This window comes from Paraburkholderia dilworthii, assembly GCF_000472525.1.
GTDB lineage: Bacteria > Pseudomonadota > Gammaproteobacteria > Burkholderiales > Burkholderiaceae > Paraburkholderia > Paraburkholderia dilworthii.
This window is the reverse complement of record NZ_AWZT01000029.1, coordinates 1-18,855: the sequence shown is the minus strand read 5'-3', so window position 1 is coordinate 18,855 and position 18,855 is coordinate 1. Positions and strand designations below refer to the sequence as shown.

At 61.9% G+C, this 18,855-nt stretch carries 19 protein-coding genes; 12 read left to right on the top strand and 7 right to left on the bottom strand.

The window, feature by feature from the left end:
• Nucleotides 1-15 precede the first annotated feature (15 nt).
• From F759_RS0122655 to F759_RS0122625, 7 genes are all read left to right on the top strand, one after another.
• A complete protein-coding gene (locus tag F759_RS0122655) occupies nt 16-1,110 on the top strand; it encodes a tartrate dehydrogenase (protein ID WP_027801877.1) in 1,095 nt (364 codons plus the stop codon).
• 145 nt (nt 1,111-1,255) lie between these two features.
• Nucleotides 1,256-2,566, top strand: a complete 1,311-nt coding sequence (locus F759_RS0122650) for an MFS transporter (protein ID WP_027801876.1) — start codon at nt 1,256-1,258, stop codon at nt 2,564-2,566.
• A 97-nt stretch (nt 2,567-2,663) separates the two neighbouring features.
• Complete coding sequence (locus F759_RS0122645) at nt 2,664-3,197, top strand: DUF4142 domain-containing protein (protein WP_027801875.1); 534 nt, start codon at nt 2,664-2,666, stop codon at nt 3,195-3,197.
• Nucleotides 3,190-3,540, top strand: a complete 351-nt coding sequence (locus F759_RS38285) for a cupredoxin domain-containing protein (RefSeq protein ID WP_027801874.1) — start codon at nt 3,190-3,192, stop codon at nt 3,538-3,540. The genes F759_RS0122645 and F759_RS38285 overlap by 8 nt, the downstream gene beginning before the upstream one ends.
• A 13-nt stretch (nt 3,541-3,553) precedes the next feature.
• Nucleotides 3,554-4,297 (top strand): RNA polymerase sigma factor, encoded by a 744-nt coding sequence (locus F759_RS38280; protein WP_051377411.1) that lies wholly within the window; start codon nt 3,554-3,556, stop codon nt 4,295-4,297.
• Between the two features lie 273 nt (nt 4,298-4,570).
• Nucleotides 4,571-5,605 carry an ABC transporter substrate-binding protein gene (locus F759_RS0122630; protein WP_036025016.1) on the top strand — a complete coding sequence of 345 codons (1,035 nt, stop codon included), beginning with the start codon at nt 4,571-4,573 and terminating at the stop codon, nt 5,603-5,605.
• 144 nt (nt 5,606-5,749) lie between these two features.
• Entirely contained in the window at nt 5,750-7,465 is a 1,716-nt protein-coding gene (locus F759_RS0122625; RefSeq protein WP_027801872.1) for a GMC family oxidoreductase, read from the top strand.
• On the opposite strand, the gene F759_RS0122620 is transcribed toward F759_RS0122625, so the two are convergent.
• The 6 genes from F759_RS0122620 to F759_RS0122595 all read right to left on the bottom strand — a co-directional run bounded on the left by F759_RS0122620 (nt 7,462) and on the right by F759_RS0122595 (nt 13,826).
• Nucleotides 7,462-8,889, bottom strand: coding sequence for an aldehyde dehydrogenase family protein (locus F759_RS0122620; RefSeq protein WP_027801871.1), 1,428 nt, complete (start codon nt 8,887-8,889; stop codon nt 7,462-7,464). The genes F759_RS0122625 and F759_RS0122620 overlap by 4 nt on opposite strands.
• 30 nt (nt 8,890-8,919) lie before the next feature.
• Nucleotides 8,920-9,714, bottom strand: coding sequence for an ABC transporter permease (locus F759_RS0122615; RefSeq protein ID WP_027801870.1), 795 nt, complete (start codon nt 9,712-9,714; stop codon nt 8,920-8,922).
• The gene (locus F759_RS0122610; protein WP_036025008.1) at nt 9,711-10,622 is read right to left on the bottom strand and encodes an ABC transporter permease; all 912 of its coding nucleotides are present in this window, start codon (nt 10,620-10,622) and stop codon (nt 9,711-9,713) included. Before F759_RS0122610 ends, F759_RS0122615 begins: the two co-directional genes overlap by 4 nt.
• Nucleotides 10,619-11,968, bottom strand: a complete 1,350-nt coding sequence (locus F759_RS0122605; RefSeq protein ID WP_027801868.1) for an NAD(P)/FAD-dependent oxidoreductase — start codon at nt 11,966-11,968, stop codon at nt 10,619-10,621. Before F759_RS0122605 ends, F759_RS0122610 begins: the two co-directional genes overlap by 4 nt.
• Nucleotides 11,969-11,971: 3 nt before the next feature.
• Complete coding sequence (locus F759_RS0122600; RefSeq protein WP_027801867.1) at nt 11,972-12,682, bottom strand: HAD-IA family hydrolase; 711 nt, start codon at nt 12,680-12,682, stop codon at nt 11,972-11,974.
• A gap of 67 nt (nt 12,683-12,749) precedes the next feature.
• A complete protein-coding gene (locus F759_RS0122595; protein WP_027801866.1) occupies nt 12,750-13,826 on the bottom strand; it encodes an ABC transporter ATP-binding protein in 1,077 nt (358 codons plus the stop codon).
• A 100-nt stretch (nt 13,827-13,926) separates the two neighbouring features.
• Here F759_RS0122595 and F759_RS0122590 point away from each other — a divergent pair, with 100 nt between their 5' ends.
• Entirely contained in the window at nt 13,927-14,898 is a 972-nt protein-coding gene (locus tag F759_RS0122590; RefSeq protein ID WP_027801865.1) for a LysR family transcriptional regulator, read from the top strand.
• Nucleotides 14,899-15,047: 149 nt separating this feature from the next.
• On the opposite strand, the gene F759_RS0122585 is transcribed toward F759_RS0122590, so the two are convergent.
• Complete coding sequence (locus F759_RS0122585) at nt 15,048-15,377, bottom strand: hypothetical protein (RefSeq protein WP_027801864.1); 330 nt, start codon at nt 15,375-15,377, stop codon at nt 15,048-15,050.
• 251 nt (nt 15,378-15,628) lie between these two features.
• Between F759_RS0122585 and F759_RS0122580 the strand changes: the two genes are divergently transcribed.
• The 4 genes from F759_RS0122580 to F759_RS42875 all read left to right on the top strand — a co-directional run bounded on the left by F759_RS0122580 (nt 15,629) and on the right by F759_RS42875 (nt 18,816).
• Complete coding sequence (locus tag F759_RS0122580) at nt 15,629-16,045, top strand: DUF6632 domain-containing protein (protein WP_027801863.1); 417 nt, start codon at nt 15,629-15,631, stop codon at nt 16,043-16,045.
• 615 nt (nt 16,046-16,660) lie between these two features.
• On the top strand, nt 16,661-17,242 hold the full coding sequence (locus tag F759_RS42290) for a hypothetical protein (RefSeq protein WP_152530689.1): 582 nt from the start codon (nt 16,661-16,663) through the stop codon (nt 17,240-17,242).
• A 282-nt stretch (nt 17,243-17,524) separates the two neighbouring features.
• Nucleotides 17,525-18,103: a pyridoxamine 5'-phosphate oxidase family protein gene (locus tag F759_RS0122560; protein ID WP_027801861.1), complete on the top strand. Its 579-nt coding sequence runs from the start codon at nt 17,525-17,527 to the stop codon at nt 18,101-18,103.
• Nucleotides 18,104-18,402: 299 nt separating this feature from the next.
• Nucleotides 18,403-18,816, top strand: a complete 414-nt coding sequence (locus F759_RS42875; protein ID WP_154670916.1) for a hypothetical protein — start codon at nt 18,403-18,405, stop codon at nt 18,814-18,816.
• The last annotated feature ends 39 nt before the right edge of the window (nt 18,817-18,855 follow it).

The following is an 18,855-nucleotide window of genomic DNA, read 5'->3' as shown; positions in this document are numbered from 1 at the left end:
TGAAGGACCGCAGACATGCACACCTATCGCATCGCAACCATTCCCGGCGACGGCATCGGCAAGGAAGTCGTGCCGGCGGGCGCGCAAGTCCTCGAAACGCTAGCCAGGACCACGAAGTCGTTCGCATTCGAATTCGAGAACTTTGACTGGGGCGGCGACTATCACCGCAAGCACGGCGTGATGATGCCGGCGGACGGGCTCGACGCGATCCGCGACAAGGACGCGATCCTGTTCGGCTCGGCAGGCGACCCCGACATTCCCGATCACATCACGCTGTGGGGTCTTCGCCTGAAGATCTGCCAGGGCTTCGACCAGTACGCGAACGTGCGCCCGACTCGCATCCTGCCCGGCATCGACGCACCGTTGAAACGCTGCAAGCCCGAAGACCTGAACTGGGTAATCGTTCGCGAGAACTCGGAAGGCGAATATTCCGGCGTGGGCGGCCGGGTTCATCAGGGTCATCCGATCGAAGCCGCGACAGATGTGTCGATCATGACGCGTGCCGGCGTCGAGCGCATCATGCGTTTCGCGTTCCGCCTCGCGCAGTCCCGTCCGCGCAAACTGCTGACCGTGATTACGAAAAGCAACGCGCAACGTCACGCAATGGTGATGTGGGACGAGATCGCACTACAGGTCTCCAAGGAATTTCCCGACGTCACATGGGACAAGGAACTGGTAGATGCATCGACCGCCCGCATGATCAACCGTCCCGCGAGCCTCGATACGATCGTCGCCACCAATCTGCACGCGGACATTCTCAGCGATCTCGCCGCCGCGCTCGCCGGCAGCCTGGGCATTGCGCCGACCGGCAACATCGACCCCGAGCGCCGCTTTCCGTCGATGTTCGAGCCGATCCACGGCTCCGCGTTCGACATCATGGGCAAGGGTCTCGCCAATCCGGTCGGCACGTTCTGGTCGGTCGTGATGCTGCTCGAGCATCTGGGCGAACTGGATGCCGCAAAACGCGTGATGCAGGCAGTAGAAGCCGTGACGGCCGACAAGTCGCTGCATACGGGCGACCTCGGCGGCACGGCGACCACCGCGCAGGTGACCGCGGCCGTCTGCGCGTTCATCGAGCAGGCAGCGGCGCCCACTGCCAACGCCGCGTAAGCCGCCATCGCGCGACACCGGTTCGCGACGCGCACCGCAACAACACGCGCACGACGGCCGCATCCGACGGCTGCGGCGCGCCTGCGCATTGCACTGCCCTGCGTTTCCCAAGAGAGCACTGCTCACGCCTCCAAAGGAGGAGACAATCATGACCGACCTCGAAAGCCGGGTGTCCCGCAAGCTCATGCTGCGGATCATCCCGTTTGTGATGCTGCTGTACTTCGTGAGTTTTCTGGACCGCGTCAACGTGGGTTTCGCCGCGCTCACCATGAACAAGGCCATCGGTCTTTCACCGACTGCATTCGGACTCGGCGGCGGCCTCTTCTTCATCGGCTACTTCCTGTTCGAAGTTCCGTCGAACCTGATTCTTCACAAGGTCGGCGCGCGCCGCTGGATCGCGCGCGTGATGGTGTCCTGGGGCATCGTCTCGCTCGCGTCCGCGTTCGTCGTCGGGCCCAACAGCTTCTATGCGCTGCGCTTTCTGCTGGGTGTTGCGGAAGCGGGCTTCTTTCCCGGCATCATCCTGTATCTAAGCTTGTGGTTTCCGACCCGTCAGCGCGCGGTCGCCGCCGCATGGTTCATGGCCGCGGCGCCGATATCCACCGCCATCGGCTCGCCCATTTCCGGCGCGATCATGAAGCTTCCGCCAATCGCCGGTCTAGCGGACTGGCAACTGCTATACATCCTCGAAGCGTTGCCCGCGGTCATCCTCGGCTTCTTTGTGCTGAAGTACCTGACGGACACGCCGTCGAAGGCGCAATGGCTCGCGCCTGAAGAGCGCGAATGGCTGATCGCGAAGCTGAAGATGGAAGCCGACGCGCGGCAGTCGCATGCAGGTCACACGGCCGGTGCGCTGAGCGCGCTGCGCGATCCGCGCGTTCTCGCTTTGGCGCTGATCTACTTCGGCACGTCGGCGGGCTTGTACACGCTCGGCTTGTGGGCGCCTTTGATCATCAAGCAGTACGGCTTCGGCTCGTTCGAAACGGGTCTGCTGGCAGGCATCCCGAGCATCGGCGCCGTGATCGCAATGATCCTGTGGGCGAGGCATTCGGACCGTACCGAAGAGCGCACCTGGCACGTCGTCATTCCGTGCGTACTCGCCTGTCTTGGCTTTGTGTTTGCGGGCAACGCCGCGACCGCATTGATGATCGTGCTGGCCCTCGTGATCGTGAACATCGGCATCAGTGCGGCGAAGGCGCCGCTGTGGGCCATGCCGAGCATGTTCCTCTCGGGTGCCGGCGCGGCCGCGGGAATCGCGATGATCAACTCGATCGGCAATCTCGGCGGCTTCGTCGGTCCGTTCGCGATCGGCTGGCTCAAGAACGTGACGGGAAGTTATTCGGCGGGGCTGTATGTGGTCGGCGCGACGCTGGCGCTGTCCGCTGTCGTCACGCTGATGCTGAGCCGGCAGTCGAAGCAGACACCGGTCGCAGCCGGCGAGCGGCACGGCCACTGAAGGTACTCGCTCATCCGGGAACAGGATTCTCCGTCGTGACATCCAACGTCGTATGCAAGGCAATGTTGGTCGATGCTGGTTAAACGGGAGAATCCGCATGAAACTGATCCACCCTCACTGGCTGGGCGCACTGGCGCTCATCAGTCTCGCTAGCTGGGCACAAAGCGCCGGGCCCACGGATCCGCAGATCGCGGCCATCGTCGTCACGGCCAATCAGGTCGATATCGACGCGGGAAAGCTCGCCGAGTCACGCTCGAAGTCAAGCGACGTCAAGGCGTTCGCGAAGCAGATGGTCACCGATCACAGCGCGGTCAACAAATCGGCCAGCGATCTCGTGCATAAACTGAATGTGACGCCCGAGGACAACGGCACGAGCCAAAGCCTCAAGCAGGGTGGCGATGCAAACCTCGCCGCGCTGAAGAAGCTGAAGGGCGCCGCGTTCGATCGCGCGTATATCGATCACGAAGTGACCTACCATGAGAATGTGCTTGATGCGCTCGATAAAACGCTGATACCGAGTGCGAAGAACGAAGAGCTCAAAGCGCTGCTGGTAAAAGTGCGGCCTGCGTTCGTCGCACATCTGGAGCATGCGAAGCATGTGCAGGCATCGCTGGAGAAAAGCAGTGGTTAAGCGGAGCAGCTCGCCCGGCCATACCACGCTCAGACACGCGGCGCTCGCTTGTGCAATGCTGGCATCGTTGTCGGCCAACGCGGGGGCGGCGCCGAAGACTTACGTCGTCGCGATTGAAAACATGCAGTTCGATCCGTCAAACTTGACTGTGAAACGAGGAGACCGTGTTGTGTGGATCAACAAGGACGTCTTTCCTCATACCGTGACCGCCGGCACCCATGCATTTGATTCCCGCAGCATTGCCGCCAACGCGTCATGGTCTTATGAGCCGGTCAAGGCCGGCAGTTATTCGTACGGATGCACTTTTCACCCGACCATGCACGGCGCACTGACCGTTCAATGAGAGCCCGCTCGCAATGACCGACACAGCGAATGTGCCGTCTCTGTCCGGCACCGCCGTCGACGACGATCTTGCGATCGTACGGCGTATCGTGGCCGGAGATCGCCCGGCGTTCGAGTTGCTGATGCGCCGTCATAACCGGCGCCTGTACCGCCTCGCGCGCGCGACGCTGCACGACGACGCCGAAGCCGAAGACGCGCTGCAGGACGCCTACCTCTGTGCGTATCGTTCGCTGAACCAGTTTCGCGGCGATGCGGCCTTATCGACGTGGCTCTCGCGGCTCGTGCTCAACGAATGCTATGGCCGCCTGCGCCGCCATGCGCGCCGCGAGAACGTCGTTCCGATAGTCAGTTCGAACACCGCCGGCATCGATATCGAAACCATGCATCCGTCCGACTCCGAATCGCCCGACAGCGCAGCCGCACGCGCCGAAATGCGCGCGCTGATCGAGCGCAAGCTCGACGAACTGCCGGAATCCTTCCGCACGGTATTCATTCTGCGTTCCGTGGAAGAGATGAGTGTCGAGGAAACAGCGCAATGCCTCGACATTGCCGAAGCCACCGTGCGTAGCCGGCATTTCCGTGCAAAAAGTCTGCTGCGCGAATCGCTGGCGCGAGACATCGACGTCGCAGCGAGCGAACTCTTCGGATTTGCCGGCGCGCGCTGCGATCGGATTGTCGCCAACGTGATGTTGCGAATCGACGAACGCAGCAAAAGAGACGACAGCAGCCAACGCGACCAACACGAGCCGAGCGACTAAAGCAGACGAAGACTCAACCGAAGGCGTAACCAAAAACGCAACCGAAACGCCAACGCACCAGCCAACGACCGCGCTCACCGGCGTGCGCGGTGTGACATAACGCCATGTCATGGCCGCTCCAACAATTGCGGCGTTGCCCCGGTCAAATTGACTCACTATATTTCCATTCAAGCCCGCGCTATTTGCACCTCCGGCCGCAAGCCGCAGGCGCTTTGGCGCCGACCTGGATGATGTGTTTCGCTCCAACCGTATCGAGGAGAAGTCGTGATCAGCATGCCAAGGTTGCGCCCGTTTGCCATGACTCTGGTGTTGAGCGCCGCGAGCATGGCGCCCGCTCTCGCCGCGGGGAAAATCACTTTCGTGTCGCAAGGCGGCACTTATCAGGAAGCCCAGACCAAAGCGATCCTCGACCCAGCGGCCAAGGAACTCGGCATCACGATCAATCAGGACAGCATTCCCGACGCGTGGCCGCAGATCAAGGCACAGGCCGCCACCGGCAAGCCGATCTGGGACGTGGTGGACACGCCCACTTCCAACTGTCTGCGCGGCGGCCGCGAGGGGCTGCTCGAGAAGCTCGACTTCTCGAAGATTCCCAACGCTGCCGCCATGCCGGAAAAGTACCGCACGCCCTACTCGGTCGCGTACGAGTTCTATTCGACTGTGATCGGCTACAACAAGAAGACGCTGAAGAAGACGCCGCAAAGCTGGGCCGACTTCTGGAACGTGAAGGCGTTCCCCGGCACGCGAGCGCTGCGCAACGATCCGCAAACGGTACTGGAAGCCGCACTGCTCGCCGACGGCGTGCCTCGCGACAAGCTGTATCCGCTCGACGTCGACCGCGCGTTCAGGAAGCTGCAACAGATCAAGCCCGACATTACCGTGTGGTGGACCTCGGGTGGCCAGTCCGCGCAATTGCTGCACGACGGCGAAGTCGATATGACGATGATCTGGAACGGCCGCGCGAGCGCCGTGCGCAAGGACGACCCCGACGTCGACTTCACGTTTAACGACGGCATTCTGCAAAACACGCAGTTGTGCGTGCTGAAGAACGCGCCGAATCTGAGTGACGCGATGCGCTTTCTCAACACCGCGATCTCGCCGGAGTTGCAGGCCAATCTGCCGCTTTACATCGACTATGGCCCAGGCAATCCGGCGGCGTTCAAGACCGGCAAGATCACGGCGAAGCGCGCGAGCGAACTGCCGAGTTCACCTGAGAACGCCGCAAAGCAGGCATTGATGTCTGAGGACTGGTGGGCATCCGACGCAGGCGTCCAGGCAAAAGCGCGCTGGCTGAAGTTCATGCAGTAACGGTCGCGCCACTAGCGCTATCCGACTGACGCGCCCGCGGGAACACGGTTCATCGCGGGCGTTTTTGCGTCTTGTGGCGTTCATCGCATTCGTCGCATTCATCGCCTTCTCAGCCATGAGCCACGCGCTCTTTATCTATTGAACGTGATCGATTATCTGATTCTTGGCGGTGGATCGGCCGGCTGTGTGCTCGCCGCGCGTCTTTCCGAAGACGCCGGCAAAACCGTGTGTCTCGTCGAAGCAGGCCGCGACATCTCGCAGGCGACAATGCCTGCCGACATTCGCAGCCGCTATCCCGGCCGCGCCTATCTCGACACCACGAACATCTGGCAGCAACTCAAAGCGCGCATGAGTTCGCTCACCACGCCGCGCCGCTATGAACAGGCGCGGCTGCTCGGCGGCGGCTCCGCGATCAATGCATTGATGGCCAACCGCGGCGCGCCCGCCGACTACGACGAATGGGAAGCACTCGGCGCGCATGGCTGGGACTGGCAAGCGTGTCTGCCCTACTTCCGCAAGCTCGAAACGGATTGCGACTTCGGCAATGAAGGCGACATTATCAATAGCACGCTGCACGGCGCAAACGGCCCGCTGCGCATCCAGCGCACTGGCTGGCCGCGCATCTCGCCGTTCGTGAGAGCCGTGCTCGATACGTTAAAGCATGACTACCCGCTGCGCGCCGATCAGAACGGCCCGTGGGAAGACGGCACCTTCATCGGTTCAATTGCAGTGAGCGCCAACGGCGAACGCATACCCACGTCCGTTTGCTATCTGGATGAAGCCGTGCGCGCGCGCCCCAACCTAACGATTTGCACCGACCAGATCGCGGAACGCATTCTGTTCGACGCACGGCGTGCAATCGGCGCGCGCATGATCCAGCCTGACGGTACACGCCACGAATTGCCGGCCGGCTGCGTGATCGTTTGCTCGGGCGCGATCCACTCGCCGGCGCTGCTGCTCAGAAGCGGCATTGGCCCTGCCGACGATCTAGCCGCACTCGGCATCGACGTACTCGCGCATCGCGAAGGCGTGGGCCACAATCTGATGGAGCATCCGTCTATCGCAGTGTCCGCCTATCTGCCTCGCGCGGCGCGCGCGTCCTTTCGCAACGAGCATCACGAACAGGCCATCGTGCGCTTTTCGTCGGGCTTGCCCGGCACCGTGCCGGGCGACATGCACGGCGCAATACTGTCGCGCTCGGGTTGGCATTCGGTCGGCTACCGTCTCGGCACCCTGTTTTTCTGGGTCAATAAATCGTATTCGCGCGGACGTCTGAAACTGAAATCGGCGAACGCGTTCGATGAACCCGACGTCGACTTCGCAATGCTCTCCGATTCGCGCGATCTCGAACGGCTGAAGCTCGCGCTGCGCTTGGGCGCACAGACACTCGCTGCGCCGTCGATGGCCGCGCATCGCGGCACGCTGTTTCCATCGAGCTATTCGCCGCGCGTCGCGGCTGTCGCGGTGCCTGGCGCGTGGAACGCGTTGCAGCGCGGTGCACTGAGCGTGCTGCTGGATATCGCAGGCCCGTTGCGAGAATCGCTTGTGCGAAGCGTCGTGACGCAAGGCGTGACGCTGAACCAACTGCTCGCCGACGATAACGCGCTGACGCAGTTCGTCACGCGCTCTGTGGGCGGCACGTGGCATCCATCGGGAACCTGCCGGATGGGCGCCGCCGACGATCCGCTCGCGGTCACCGATGCGCGTGGCGCGGTCTACGGCGTCGAAGGGCTGCATGTGTGCGACGCGTCGTTGATGCCTTCCATTCCGTGCGCCAACACGAATGTGCCGACCATCATGATCGCTGAGCGCATCGCCGATCTGCTGCTCGGCCGTGCAAGTGCGGGAAGTGGGGGTTAAGCGCCGTAGCCGACGATACCCTTGACTTCGAGAAACGCTTCCAGGCCCCACTCGCCGTATTCGCGGCCGTTGCCTGACTGCTTGTAGCCGCCGAACGGCGAGCCTGCGTCCCACGACGGATAGTTCAGATATACGCTGCCCGCGCGCAAACGAAATGCAATACGCCGGGCGCGCGCCGGGTCCGCGGACTGCACATAAGCGGCGAGGCCGAACGGCGTATCGTTGGCCATTGCGATGGCGTCTTCCTCGTCGCGATACGGCATGATCGCGAGCACAGGACCGAAGATTTCCTCGCGCGCAATCGTCATCGATGGGTCGACGTTCGCGAACACCGTGGGCCGCACGTAATAGCCGCGCGTCAAACCGTCGGGCCGCCCTGGGCCACCCGTCGCCAGTTGAGCGCCTTCTTCCATGCCGATTTCGATCAGCCGTTGCACGCGCGCGTATTGCACGTCGCTGACCACGGGACCCATCGTCGTTGTCTCATCGTCTGCGGGACCGACGCGATGCGCGTGTGCCGCGCGCTGGGCAATGCGCACGGCTTCGTCGTGCCGCGCTGCGGGCACCAGCATGCGCGTCGGCGCATTGCACGACTGGCCGCTGTTGCTGAAGCACGCGTTCACGCCCGACGTCACAGCCGCTTCGAGGTCCACATCGTCGAGAAGAATATTCGCGGACTTGCCGCCCAACTCCTGGTGCACCCGCTTGACGCCAGGCGCCGCGAGCTTTGCGATTTCGATGCCCGCCCGCGTCGATCCGGTAAACGACACCATGTCGACTTCCGGATGGCTGCACAGCGCGGCGCCCACAGTGGGGCCGTCGCCATTGACGAGATTGAATACGCCTGGCGGCACGCCGGCTGCATCGAGAATCTCGGCAAACAGTACTGCGTTTAGCGGCGACACTTCGCTCGGCTTGAGCACCATCGTGCAGCCTGCGGCAACTGCCGGCGCGACCTTGCAGACGATCTGGTTAATCGGCCAGTTCCACGGCGTGATCAACGCAGCCACGCCGACGGGCTCATGATTGACGAGCGTCGTGCCTTTTTTGCGCTGCCACGCGAACGTCTCGCAGGTCCGCAGCAGTTCTTCGAGGTGACGCTTGCCGAGCGCGGCCTGCCATGCATGCGACAGCGCTTTCGGCGCGCCGATTTCGCGCGAGATGATGCCGGCCATTTCGTCGTAGCGCGCCATGTAGGCCTCGAGTATCCGGCCAATCAGCGCAACGCGTTCGGCGGGCTCGGTCAGAGAGAACGATGCGAACGCGCGCTTCGCGGCGGCGACTGCGCGCTCCACATCGTCCGTGTTGCCGAGCGCAATTTCGGCGAATGCTTCTTCCGTGCAGGGATCGATCACGGGCAGGCGTGCCGTGCCCGACGGAGCGACCCACGCGCCGTCGATATAAAACTTCAGTGCGTTCGACATTCGCTTTCCGATGAACAGCAAGAAACAAATTCAGGCCCGCGCAGCGGACGAACGGCGGCTCACGACGACGATCATCACAAGGCACAGGGTCAACGCGGTCAGCATCGTGCTGATCGCGGCGATGGTGGGATCGATCTCGTCGCGCAGCGTCACGAACATGCGGCGTGTAAGCGTCTGATTCGCGCCGCCCGAGATGAACAACGCGACCACGGTTTCGTCGAGCGCCTGAATGAACACGAACACCGCGCCCGAGATCACGCTCGCCTTGATCTGCGGCAGCGTCACCGCGAGAAAGCTGCGCAGCCGATTCATGCCGAGGCTGCGCGCGACCATTTCCTGCGTGCGGTCGAACGTCCGCAAATCGGCGCCCACGGAAATAAGCACATAAGGCAGGCCGAGCATCGTATCGGCGACGATCAGTCCGCCCAGTGTGTTCACATAACCGGCCTGCGTGAACACGAAGAACACGCCGACTGCGACGATGATGATCGGCACCATCAGCGGCAACATCAGCAGCGTGCGCAGATAGCGCATCGACCAGTGCGTGCCGTGCTGGATCGCATACGCCGCGGCGATGCCGAGCGGCGTCGCGAGCACGGCTGCGCAAACCGACGCCGCGAGCGTCGTACGAGCGGCGGCGATCCACGCGGGATTGTCGAAGAAAGCGTGATACCAGCGCAACGAATACGCGGGCGGCGGAAACGTCATGAAACGCGTATCGGAGAACGACAGCGGCACGACGATTAGCACGGGCAGCATCAGAAACACGAGAATCAGCACGACAACCGCGCCGAGCACGACTCTGCCGAACGGGATCTTGTTCATTTCGCGCCCAAGGTCTTTTCGAGTGGAATCACGCGGCTCGCTGCATAGAAGATCGCAAACACGCAGAGCAGCAGCACCACACTGACCGCGCTCGCCGCGCCCCAACTGTTATAGATCTCGACGTTGCGGCTCACCACCATCGACACCATGATCGACTTGCCGCCGCCCATCAGTTCAGGCGTGATGTAAAAACCGAGGCACAGTACGAACACGAGCGTGACGCCGGCCACGACACCGCTCATCGACAGCGGCAGGAACACGCGCCAGAACACGTGCAGCGGCGAGCCGCCGAGACTGGCGCCGGCCTGCGAGAGATTCGCGGGGATTTTCTGCATTGCCGAATAGAGCGGCAGCACCATGAAGGGCAACAGGATGTGCACCATCGCGAGAATGGTGCCGAACTGGTTATAGGCGAGTTGCACCGGGCGATCGACGAGACCCGTTGCAAGCAGCGCCTTGTTGATGAGGCCGGTGCGCTGCAGCAGCACGAGCCACGCGTAAGTGCGCACGAGCACGCTGGTCCAGAACGGCAGGATCACCATGCCGAGTATCAGCGCACTCCATCGGGGCGACACCGACGCCGCGAAATACGCCACCGGATAGCCGAGCAGCAACGTCACGCCCGTCACGATCACGCTGAGCTTGAACGTCATCAGGAACGTGTCCAGATAGGTGCCCGTAAAAATGCGCTGGTAGTTGACGAGCGTGAAGCCGCCGTCATGCCAGATGGACTGCCACGACAGCCACGCAAGCGGCACCACCAGCAGCACGACCACGACGAAAAGCGCGGGCGCGAGCAACAGCAGCATCGCGCGATCTTCGCGTTGCTGATGGCGCACCGACGGGTCCATCGTGGCGGTCTGCATCAAGCTGGGGTCCTGGAGAATCCGTTTGGCTGTCGTCATCATGCACCCACGGCGTCGAGAAACTGATACCACGCGGCGACGACGCGAACGCCCGGCGCGCGCAGTGAATGAAACGGCACGGGCCGCAAGCCTTGCTGGCCGAGCAACGCAAGCTCAGGTGTCTCGCCAAGCGCAAGCGCCGCGGCATGCTGGCCGAGCAGGCTCGCCATCGCGACACCCGCTCCGTTATACCCCAGACAAAAGGTCGTGGCGTCGTCGCTGCGGCCAACATGCGGTAGCGCGTTGAACGTCATGCCGACGTAACCCGACCATTGATATTCGATGCGTACATCCGCGAGATCGGCAAAGAGCGCGATCATCGCGCGTTGCAATGCGTCGAAGCCGGTCGCCTGACCTTCCTTGCCGAACGCGTCGCGCCCGCCGAACAGCATGCGGCCGTCCACCTTGCGAAACCACTTCATCATGCGGCGCGTTTCCGTATAGCTGCGGCGCTGCACCATCAGCCGCGCATCGAGTTCGGCAGGAAGGCGTTCGGTGGCGATCATTGCGCTGCGAAACGGCACGAGTTCGCGCTGATAGGCGGCGGTTGCGGACGTGAGATCGGAGTAGGCGTTGGTGGCGACGATCACGTGCCTCGCGCGCACCGTGCCGCCCGGCGTGCGCAGCACCACGCCGCCAGGCCCGCGTTGCGAGCGCGTCATTTCGAGGACCGGCGCCGCTTCGTAAATCGGCACGCCGCGCGCAGTGAGACCGCGCGCGAGGCCGTACACATATTCGAGCGGCAGGATCGTGCCCGCATCGGCACTCAACACGCCGCCGACAAACTCCCTCGACCCCGTCTCGCGCGACACTTCTTCGCGCGACTGCACCGTCATCGACGTGTCGCCTAATCGCGTGCGTACCCACTCCGCTTCCGCGCAAATCGCGGCGAACGCGCGCTCGGTGTGCGCGCAGCGCAGGCTGCCCGTATGCTCGAATTGCGCGCGTTGGAGCTTGAATTCGTCGATAAACGATTCGACTACGCGCACGCCATCGTGGGCGAGACGGTGCATGCGCTTCGCGGTATCGAGTCCATGCAGCTTGTCGATCTGAGGAAACGACAAGCGGAACTTCGACGACACCACGCCGCCATTGCGCCCACTCGCGCCCCAACCGACCGGGTTCGCATCGAACACCGCGCAATCGACGCCGCGCTTTTGAAGCACGTAGGCGGCCGACAAGCCCGAATAGCCCGCGCCGATTATGGCCACGTCGACCGCGAGATCGCGGGCGAGCGGCGTGCCCATGCTTACGGGTGCCTGCCGCTGTGGATCGCGCGCAGCCATCGCCCGCCATAGCGAATCGGGCTGCGGCCGCTGTGAGGCGTTGTGGAGGGCGGGCGCGAGCATGGCTTAAGCGGCGCGCGCTTCGGCTTCGACCGCGTCCGCGAGCGCGCCGAGCGTGGCAAATTTGAACGTCGGCGTCGTGACGGCTTCCGGCACCGGCGTTGCGCCGAAACCCTTCATGCCCTGACGGCGCTCGATCCAGCAGGTCGAGTAACCGAGCTTCGTCGCGATGCCGATGTCGTGGTACTGGCTCTGCGCGGTATGCAGGATCTCGTTGAACTTGAAGCCGAAAGCAGCCTGGCGTCCACGGTTATAGGCAAAGAACTGCGGGTCGGGTTTCGCGACGCCCGTTTCGTCGCAGCACACGGTGTCGTCGAACGGATCGCCGAGGGTATGCGCGTAGGCCGACAACGCGACGCGGTCCGCGTTCGTCATCGCCACGAGGCGGTAGTGTTTGCGCAGCCGCTTCAAGGCTGCCACCGAGTCTTCGAACGCGGGCCACTCCAGCACGTCGCGCTGGAATGCAGCCGCCGATTGCGCGTCGTCGGGCAGGCCGAGTTCCTTGGCAAGATACAGATACACGTTCGCCATTTCGCGGCTCGAACGGCCTGGATACTTCGCGCGTCCGCGCATATACGGTTCGAAGATCTGATCGTCCGTGAGGTCTTTCGCGGCCGCACCGCCAAAACGCCGCACGGACGCGAGCACGCCCTGTTCGAAGTTGATCAGCGTGCCGACGACATCGAACGTCAGGACCTTGAAATCGGTGAGCTTCATTGCATCATCCTTTGCGGGTTGCGTGAATTTCGTTAGACGTGAGCCGCCGTCGGGCGGCAAGAAAAAATCAGGCGGGCACGACAATCGTGTCCTGCGGATCGAGCACCACGGTCATGTGCTCGCCCGGTGCGGGAATGCGGCGGCGTGCGTTGTGATTGCCGGGCTGGCGCAGACTGATCGACGTGCCGTCGGCGAGCGTCGCGAACACGCGCAGGCTTTCCCCCTGGTACAGCACCTCGGTCACCCGGCACGTCAGTTTGTTGGCGGCGGGCCCGGTCGCGCCGCCGTCGATCACGAGCTTTTCGGTTTGCACGGCAAGCAGCAAACGCTCGCCGCGCGGCAACGGATGTGCGGTGCGCAGCACGGCGTCGCCGAGACGCACCGCGTCGTCGCCCGCACGGCGCACATCGAGCAGCGTTGCCTCGCCGATGAAGCTCGCGACGAACGCATCGCAAGGCCGGTCATAGAGACGCTCGGGCGTATCGATCTGCACGAGTTTGCCGTTCTTCAGTACCGCCACGCGATCGCTCATGGTGAGCGCCTCGCGCTGATCGTGCGTCACGTAGACAATCGTCGCGCCGAGCTTGCGATGCAGACGCCGCAACTCGATCTGCATCGTTTCGCGCAATTGCTTGTCCAGCGCGGAAAGCGGCTCGTCCATCAGGATCAGTTGCGGCTCGAAGACCATCGCCCTTGCAAGCGCGACACGCTGACGTTGACCGCCCGAAAGCTGGCTGATGTTGCGCGATTCGTAGCCGCTCAGTTCGACCATCGCGAGCGCGTCGGCCACCTTCTTCGCCCAGCCGGCTTTCGGATCGCGACGCGCGCGCAGTGGGAACGCGACGTTCTCGCCAACCGTCATGTGCGGAAACAGCGCGTAGTTCTGAAACACGATGCCGATGTTGCGTTTGTGCGGCGGCGCAAATGTAATGTCACGCTCTCCCACCCACACGGAGCCCGAACTCGGCTGAACAAAGCCGCCGAGGATGCCGAGCAGCGTCGTCTTGCCGGAACCGGACGGCCCGAGCAGCGACACGAATTCGCCTGGCTCGATGTCGAGCGAGACATCGTCCAGCGCGATCACGGGACCGTAGCGCTTCGCTGCCGACCGGATGGAGACTCCTGTTTTCGCTCGTGCGTCCATTGCGTGGGTTCTCGCTTGAGGGCCTGCGTTAGGGAAAATATAGGTGTCAAACTTTTTGGCGGCAATTCCCAAATTGTTGGATCGGGCATAACATCAAGTCATGCCGAATCTACGCAAAAAACTGCCGAGCGCGAATGCACTGTTCGTCTTCGAAGCGGCCGCGCGCTGCGGCAACTTCACGCGTGCCGCGCAGGAACTCTATGTGAGCCAGCCCGCCGTGAGCCGCATGCTCGCGCGCATGGAAGACCACATCGGAGTGCGCCTGTTCGAGCGCGTGCGCGGCGGCATCGAGCTGACCGAGAACGGACGCATCCTGTATCGCAAGATTTCCGAGGGCTTTAACGGCATCGAAAGCGCGATACGCGAAATCGAGGCCCGCTCGACGGGCGTGGAATCCGTCACGCTCTCCGTCTCCACCGGCTTCACCACGCATTGGCTGATGCCGCGCATGAGCCGTCTGAACGAAGCGTTTCCATCAATCGACCTGCGGTTTCAGCTTATTTCCGGGCGCATTGGCGGACCGCTTGTCGATGTGGATCTCGGCATGCGCTTCATGCACGCGGGCGAGATCGACGAGAACAGCGTGCTCGTGATGCCGGAAACGCTGATGCCTGTATGCAACCCGCGTTATCAGGAAACCGCGCAAACCGAGGCGGGCCGCGAGCACGGCGATACCGTCATCGTGATGGACGACGAGGAACGCGGCTGGCACCACCGTTTTGGGGCGTTCGAGCAGCACGGCCGGCGCGTCGCGAGCATGCTCAGCTTCAACGACTACGCGATCGTCGTGCAAGCGGCGCTGCTTGGTCAGGGCATTGCGCTAGGGTGGCTGAACGTCGTGTCGCACTGGCTGTCGCAGCGCGCGCTGATTCCCGCCGAAGAAGAAATCATCGTAACGAACCGGCGCTGCTGCCTAGTATCGCCGGCGAACCGGCCATTGCGGCCCATCGTCGCGAATGTGCGCGACTGGATCGTGGAAGAGATGCGCACCGATCTACGCACGTTGGAGAGCGCGTATCCGCAGTTGGGATTGCGCGGCGCGTTAAGGGAATGCGGAATCGTTATCGTGTGACGGAAGGCTTTGGCCGCTGTTCAATCGTGGCGATGAGCACTAATGCGCGAGCAGGCGCCTTTCTCACGTGCCATTCAATGCGGGGGTGCCATGCGGCGAAGTCGCCAGACCGGTAGGCCGACGTGAGCGGTGACGGCTCAGCGCGCTTCTCAAAGCCCGTCTTTCATCGTGTGCAGCAAGTCGCCAAACGACTGATGCGTATTGACCGCATCGACGATGTCCGCAAGAAACCAGGGAAGAATCAATTGCGTGTCGGGATCGCTCACGCCGACGCTGAGCACCGGCGGCCTGGATTCTGGCTCGGCGCGCGCCGCGTTCTGATGGCTGCGCGCGGTGCGCGTTTCGGTGACGGGCGGCACGTGCTGGGCGACTGGCTCGCCGGGCGGCGGCCACGCCGATGAACAGCCACCAACCAGCACCGCGACGACGACGGCAACCGCAAGCGCAGTCGCAGTCGCAGTAACGTTGAACAGCTTCATGATGAACTCCAGCCCACGTCACTTTGACAGAAATGCCTGGCGAGAAGTTCGTCGAGCTCGGAGCACCATCCAATTGCCGTTATGTTCATTCGCAGGGCGCGCGGCAGATATGGACTCCGACTGAGCCAGCGCGAACGCAACTGGAGCAGACGGTGTTGGTCGAAGGTGCGTCTCACGCACTTTGAATGTCGCGCGAAGCATGCACGAGGAGTATCGTGCGCGGACAGGCACGCCGCACTATGGAGACCGCCATGAACGACACCCAGCGACTCGCCGCCTTGCGCATCGTTCTGATCGTGGTGGGTCTGATCGCCGTGTTCGCGGTCTGGCCGCTGATGATCCTGTGGCCGTCCGGTTGGACGTGGCACACCGGCCATTCCGACTATCCGCTGATGATCGTCGGCATCTACGCGACGCTCGGTGTGTTTCTGCTACTGGCCTCGCGCGATCCGATCAAGCATCTGAGCCTGATCTGGTTCACGGTGTGGTCGAGCATCGTGCACGGCGTGATCATGGCCGTGCAGTCCTTCGGCGCCGAGATGGACGGGGCACGCCATCTTGGCCATTTGATCGGCGATGTGCCTGCGATGTTCATCGTCGCTGCGGCGCTGGCTTTCTTCACACCTCGCGGCGAGAAAGCGCGCGCGCTCGCACGCACGACGCTCTAACGGAAACAGCCGAGGCATTGTTCGGCGCGGCAGTTGCCGGGAACGGCGTCCGGGGCATTGGAACTCTGGCGTCCGCGGACCTGATCAGGCGGGTTTTTTGTTGGATCGGAACCTCTTCGGACCTACCTCCGGCCTAATTGCGACAGGATCGAGCTACCTAACAGAAGAGAAAATGCATACGCGTGGTGGTGGCGTCATATACAAGTCCGAATCGCACATCAAATTTCTCATGGCCTACTTCATTGTCGGTTTATTCCTTGCGTGTCTCGCGGTCGTAAGCATCGTGGGCTGCATGGAGCGAATAGTGCAGTAGCTATGTTGTCGTCCCCTTGGTTTGCCGGCCGTTCATGACTTCAGGCAATGTTGCCCGCAGACCGTAGCCAATGATCGCAGGGCGGCGCCGCATCGGTTCGCAACAGTCGGCCAACAATCAACATTGGCGTTACATCGCTTCGAACAATGTGAGTAACCACAACGAGTCCGTCTGAACCGACGGAACCGCGTTACAGACGGGCAGGATCCTGCTCAAGAAAAAGCGGGTGTGGTCGATAGCACGAATGGGGTTCAGTCACACGCGACCTTGGAGCATTACCTCGTTTTCACACAGCGGACTGAGTGGTTTCGCATCACGCGGTGTTCAAAAAAATGCCCATTTCCTACGCGACTTCAGTCATCAAACTGCAAATGATTAAATCAAAGTTAAGATCCCTGGGAGTGGTTCTCCTCGTTTCGATGTGCGTTGCCGCCACGGCATGCACGGCGCCTCCTTTTTCAAGAACGCCCTCGGCGACTTCCTTCTCACGCGAGATGGAAGGATCATTCAGGGTGGTCGAGTCCGTAAAAAGCAGAGCTGGGTTTTCCCGTATGACGGCTTCGTTCAACGCTCACGGAACTAGCGGCAACCTCGTTGTCGAGTACTTGGACAAGAAACCCCCGTTAAATGTTAATTTGTTTGACTGCGTTTCATATGCTCGCCACATTCGCCCTGGGTTTATGTATGACAGTGCAGCCGTCGAGCAAGATATCCATGAAGTGCGTTGTCGTTCAACCGGTTCACTCTGGCGCTTCGCCATGTTTGACAAGGGAACGCCGGGGATAAATGTCACCGACAAGACTACTGCTGCGACGGGATACGAATTTGCTTTTACCGTTCCCTTTCCATCGATCTTTGCGGTCCAACCTGATAATCAGATGTAGTTGATGAGTCGAGCGCTTTGCGAGCATGTGAGGCGTAACGGTGTGCTTGCCTTGCGGCGGTGCACCGATTATGTTTTGAGGACCGTTTCGGATCAAGCTAAAGGGCTGAGACGGGTCGATGACAATCTACTGGATGCGAGACTGCCAGCAAGGGAAGAGTCGACACTGCCAAAAGTGATGTCGATCGGGTGCAAGATTTGTGCGGCCTGACGCTGGCAGCCGCCAGGCCTACCCCTTGCTATGAGAGTCCCTGTTTGGCTGCCCAGCACCGGGAGAACCTAAATGAAACTAGGAGAGATTTATCTCCAGATATGGGGTTGTCTCGCTGCCGCGGCAAGCGAAAGCGATCACGCCTTCAATGCGATGCAGGCCTCAACGATCGGTCTTGATGGCGCGCCGAACGTTCGGACGGTGGCCCTTCGGCGGGTCAGCGAACCGGAGAACCTGATCAGTTTCCACACCGACTTGCGTTCGCCGAAGGTCGCCGAGTTGGACCGCGAGCCGCGAATAGCACTTGCTGGCGTCGATTCGGATCGTAAGCTACAGATTCGCGTGTTTGGCGAGGCTCGCATTATCCGCGATGGGCCAATGCGAGTTGACGCCTGGAAGGCCAGTCGCGACCACGACCTGGTCCAGTATCGAACGTTACTCTCCCCGGGGACGCCGATCGCCCAGCCGCGGGACGCGTTTGGAGACAAAGGCGATATTCCCGGTCCCGATGAAGGCCTTGCGCATTTTTGTGTCGTTGAGGTGCGTGCGGTCGGCATTGACTGGCTTGACTTATCGGAAGCCGACAATCCAAAGCGGGCGCGTTTTATACGCAGCGGCAACGAGTGGACTCGCAGATGGATCGCTCCCTGAAAAGGCGCGCGTCCTACATCGGCAATCCTTCGGCCAGCCTCGGCCACTTTATTCTCGAGCAGACTTAGGGATGCCCGCCCCGCTTACCGCTGTCGTTTACCGTTATTGACGCCTGCCCTAATTCACATCAAGGCATCGAATAACGCTAAACGAAGACGGAAGCTCGGGGTTGAATCGGGGGGTGAACGTCGACCGACGAGCAACTTCCGGTTCGGCGAGAAGCAGCCAATCGACAGCCGGCCCCTGAATCGTCGACAATTTCTCGTTAATATTCGCAATTTGCTCCGGTCACGCTTAGCATGACGCGTCCGATTCGCCAACCCGACCTGCTAGTGACGTTTGCGCTAAGTGCGCATTCATCCGAAGGGTCATCGAAGCAGGCTCACCATGAATTTTCTGCGGAAGGTCGGGTTGCAACGGGAGAGTGGTGTTTGGCCGAGGTTTGGCTTCTCACGCCGGAGGCATATCCGCATTCGCTGTGGGTTGGCTTGCAATTACCCACTTCGATTCAGGGCGAGTTCATAACCGAGTTGAATATCGGTGAGGCGCCGCATGCCACGCCACACGACGGTATTACCTGGTGGCGCATCACTGGCTCGGCCCAGATAGCCTCCAAGCCGGGCGACCTTGATAAGGTTTCGCAGGAGCGGTGGTGCCTGCGCGGTAAGCGGCAAGTCAGGGACTATGCACTCGAGCAATTCTATTTCCGTTGAGGTGAAGGCTGCCTCAGCTGGAGCTTGCGGCGCACATCG

Coding starts and splice junctions, on each gene's coding strand:
- F759_RS0122585 (WP_027801864.1), bottom strand. CDS start 15,377: ATGAAGCTGTTCAACGTTACTGCGACTGCGACTGCGCTTGCGGTTGCC.
- F759_RS0122645 (WP_027801875.1), top strand. CDS start 2,664: ATGAAACTGATCCACCCTCACTGGCTGGGCGCACTGGCGCTCATCAGT.
- F759_RS0122580 (WP_027801863.1), top strand. CDS start 15,629: ATGAACGACACCCAGCGACTCGCCGCCTTGCGCATCGTTCTGATCGTG.
- F759_RS0122620 (WP_027801871.1), bottom strand. CDS start 8,889: ATGTCGAACGCACTGAAGTTTTATATCGACGGCGCGTGGGTCGCTCCG.
- F759_RS0122590 (WP_027801865.1), top strand. CDS start 13,927: ATGCCGAATCTACGCAAAAAACTGCCGAGCGCGAATGCACTGTTCGTC.
- F759_RS0122595 (WP_027801866.1), bottom strand. CDS start 13,826: ATGGACGCACGAGCGAAAACAGGAGTCTCCATCCGGTCGGCAGCGAAG.
- F759_RS0122630 (WP_036025016.1), top strand. CDS start 4,571: ATGCCAAGGTTGCGCCCGTTTGCCATGACTCTGGTGTTGAGCGCCGCG.
- F759_RS0122600 (WP_027801867.1), bottom strand. CDS start 12,682: ATGAAGCTCACCGATTTCAAGGTCCTGACGTTCGATGTCGTCGGCACG.
- F759_RS0122605 (WP_027801868.1), bottom strand. CDS start 11,968: ATGCTCGCGCCCGCCCTCCACAACGCCTCACAGCGGCCGCAGCCCGAT.
- F759_RS0122655 (WP_027801877.1), top strand. CDS start 16: ATGCACACCTATCGCATCGCAACCATTCCCGGCGACGGCATCGGCAAG.
- F759_RS0122615 (WP_027801870.1), bottom strand. CDS start 9,714: ATGAACAAGATCCCGTTCGGCAGAGTCGTGCTCGGCGCGGTTGTCGTG.
- F759_RS0122610 (WP_036025008.1), bottom strand. CDS start 10,622: ATGATGACGACAGCCAAACGGATTCTCCAGGACCCCAGCTTGATGCAG.
- F759_RS38280 (WP_051377411.1), top strand. CDS start 3,554: ATGACCGACACAGCGAATGTGCCGTCTCTGTCCGGCACCGCCGTCGAC.
- F759_RS0122560 (WP_027801861.1), top strand. CDS start 17,525: ATGAAACTAGGAGAGATTTATCTCCAGATATGGGGTTGTCTCGCTGCC.
- F759_RS42875 (WP_154670916.1), top strand. CDS start 18,403: ATGACGCGTCCGATTCGCCAACCCGACCTGCTAGTGACGTTTGCGCTA.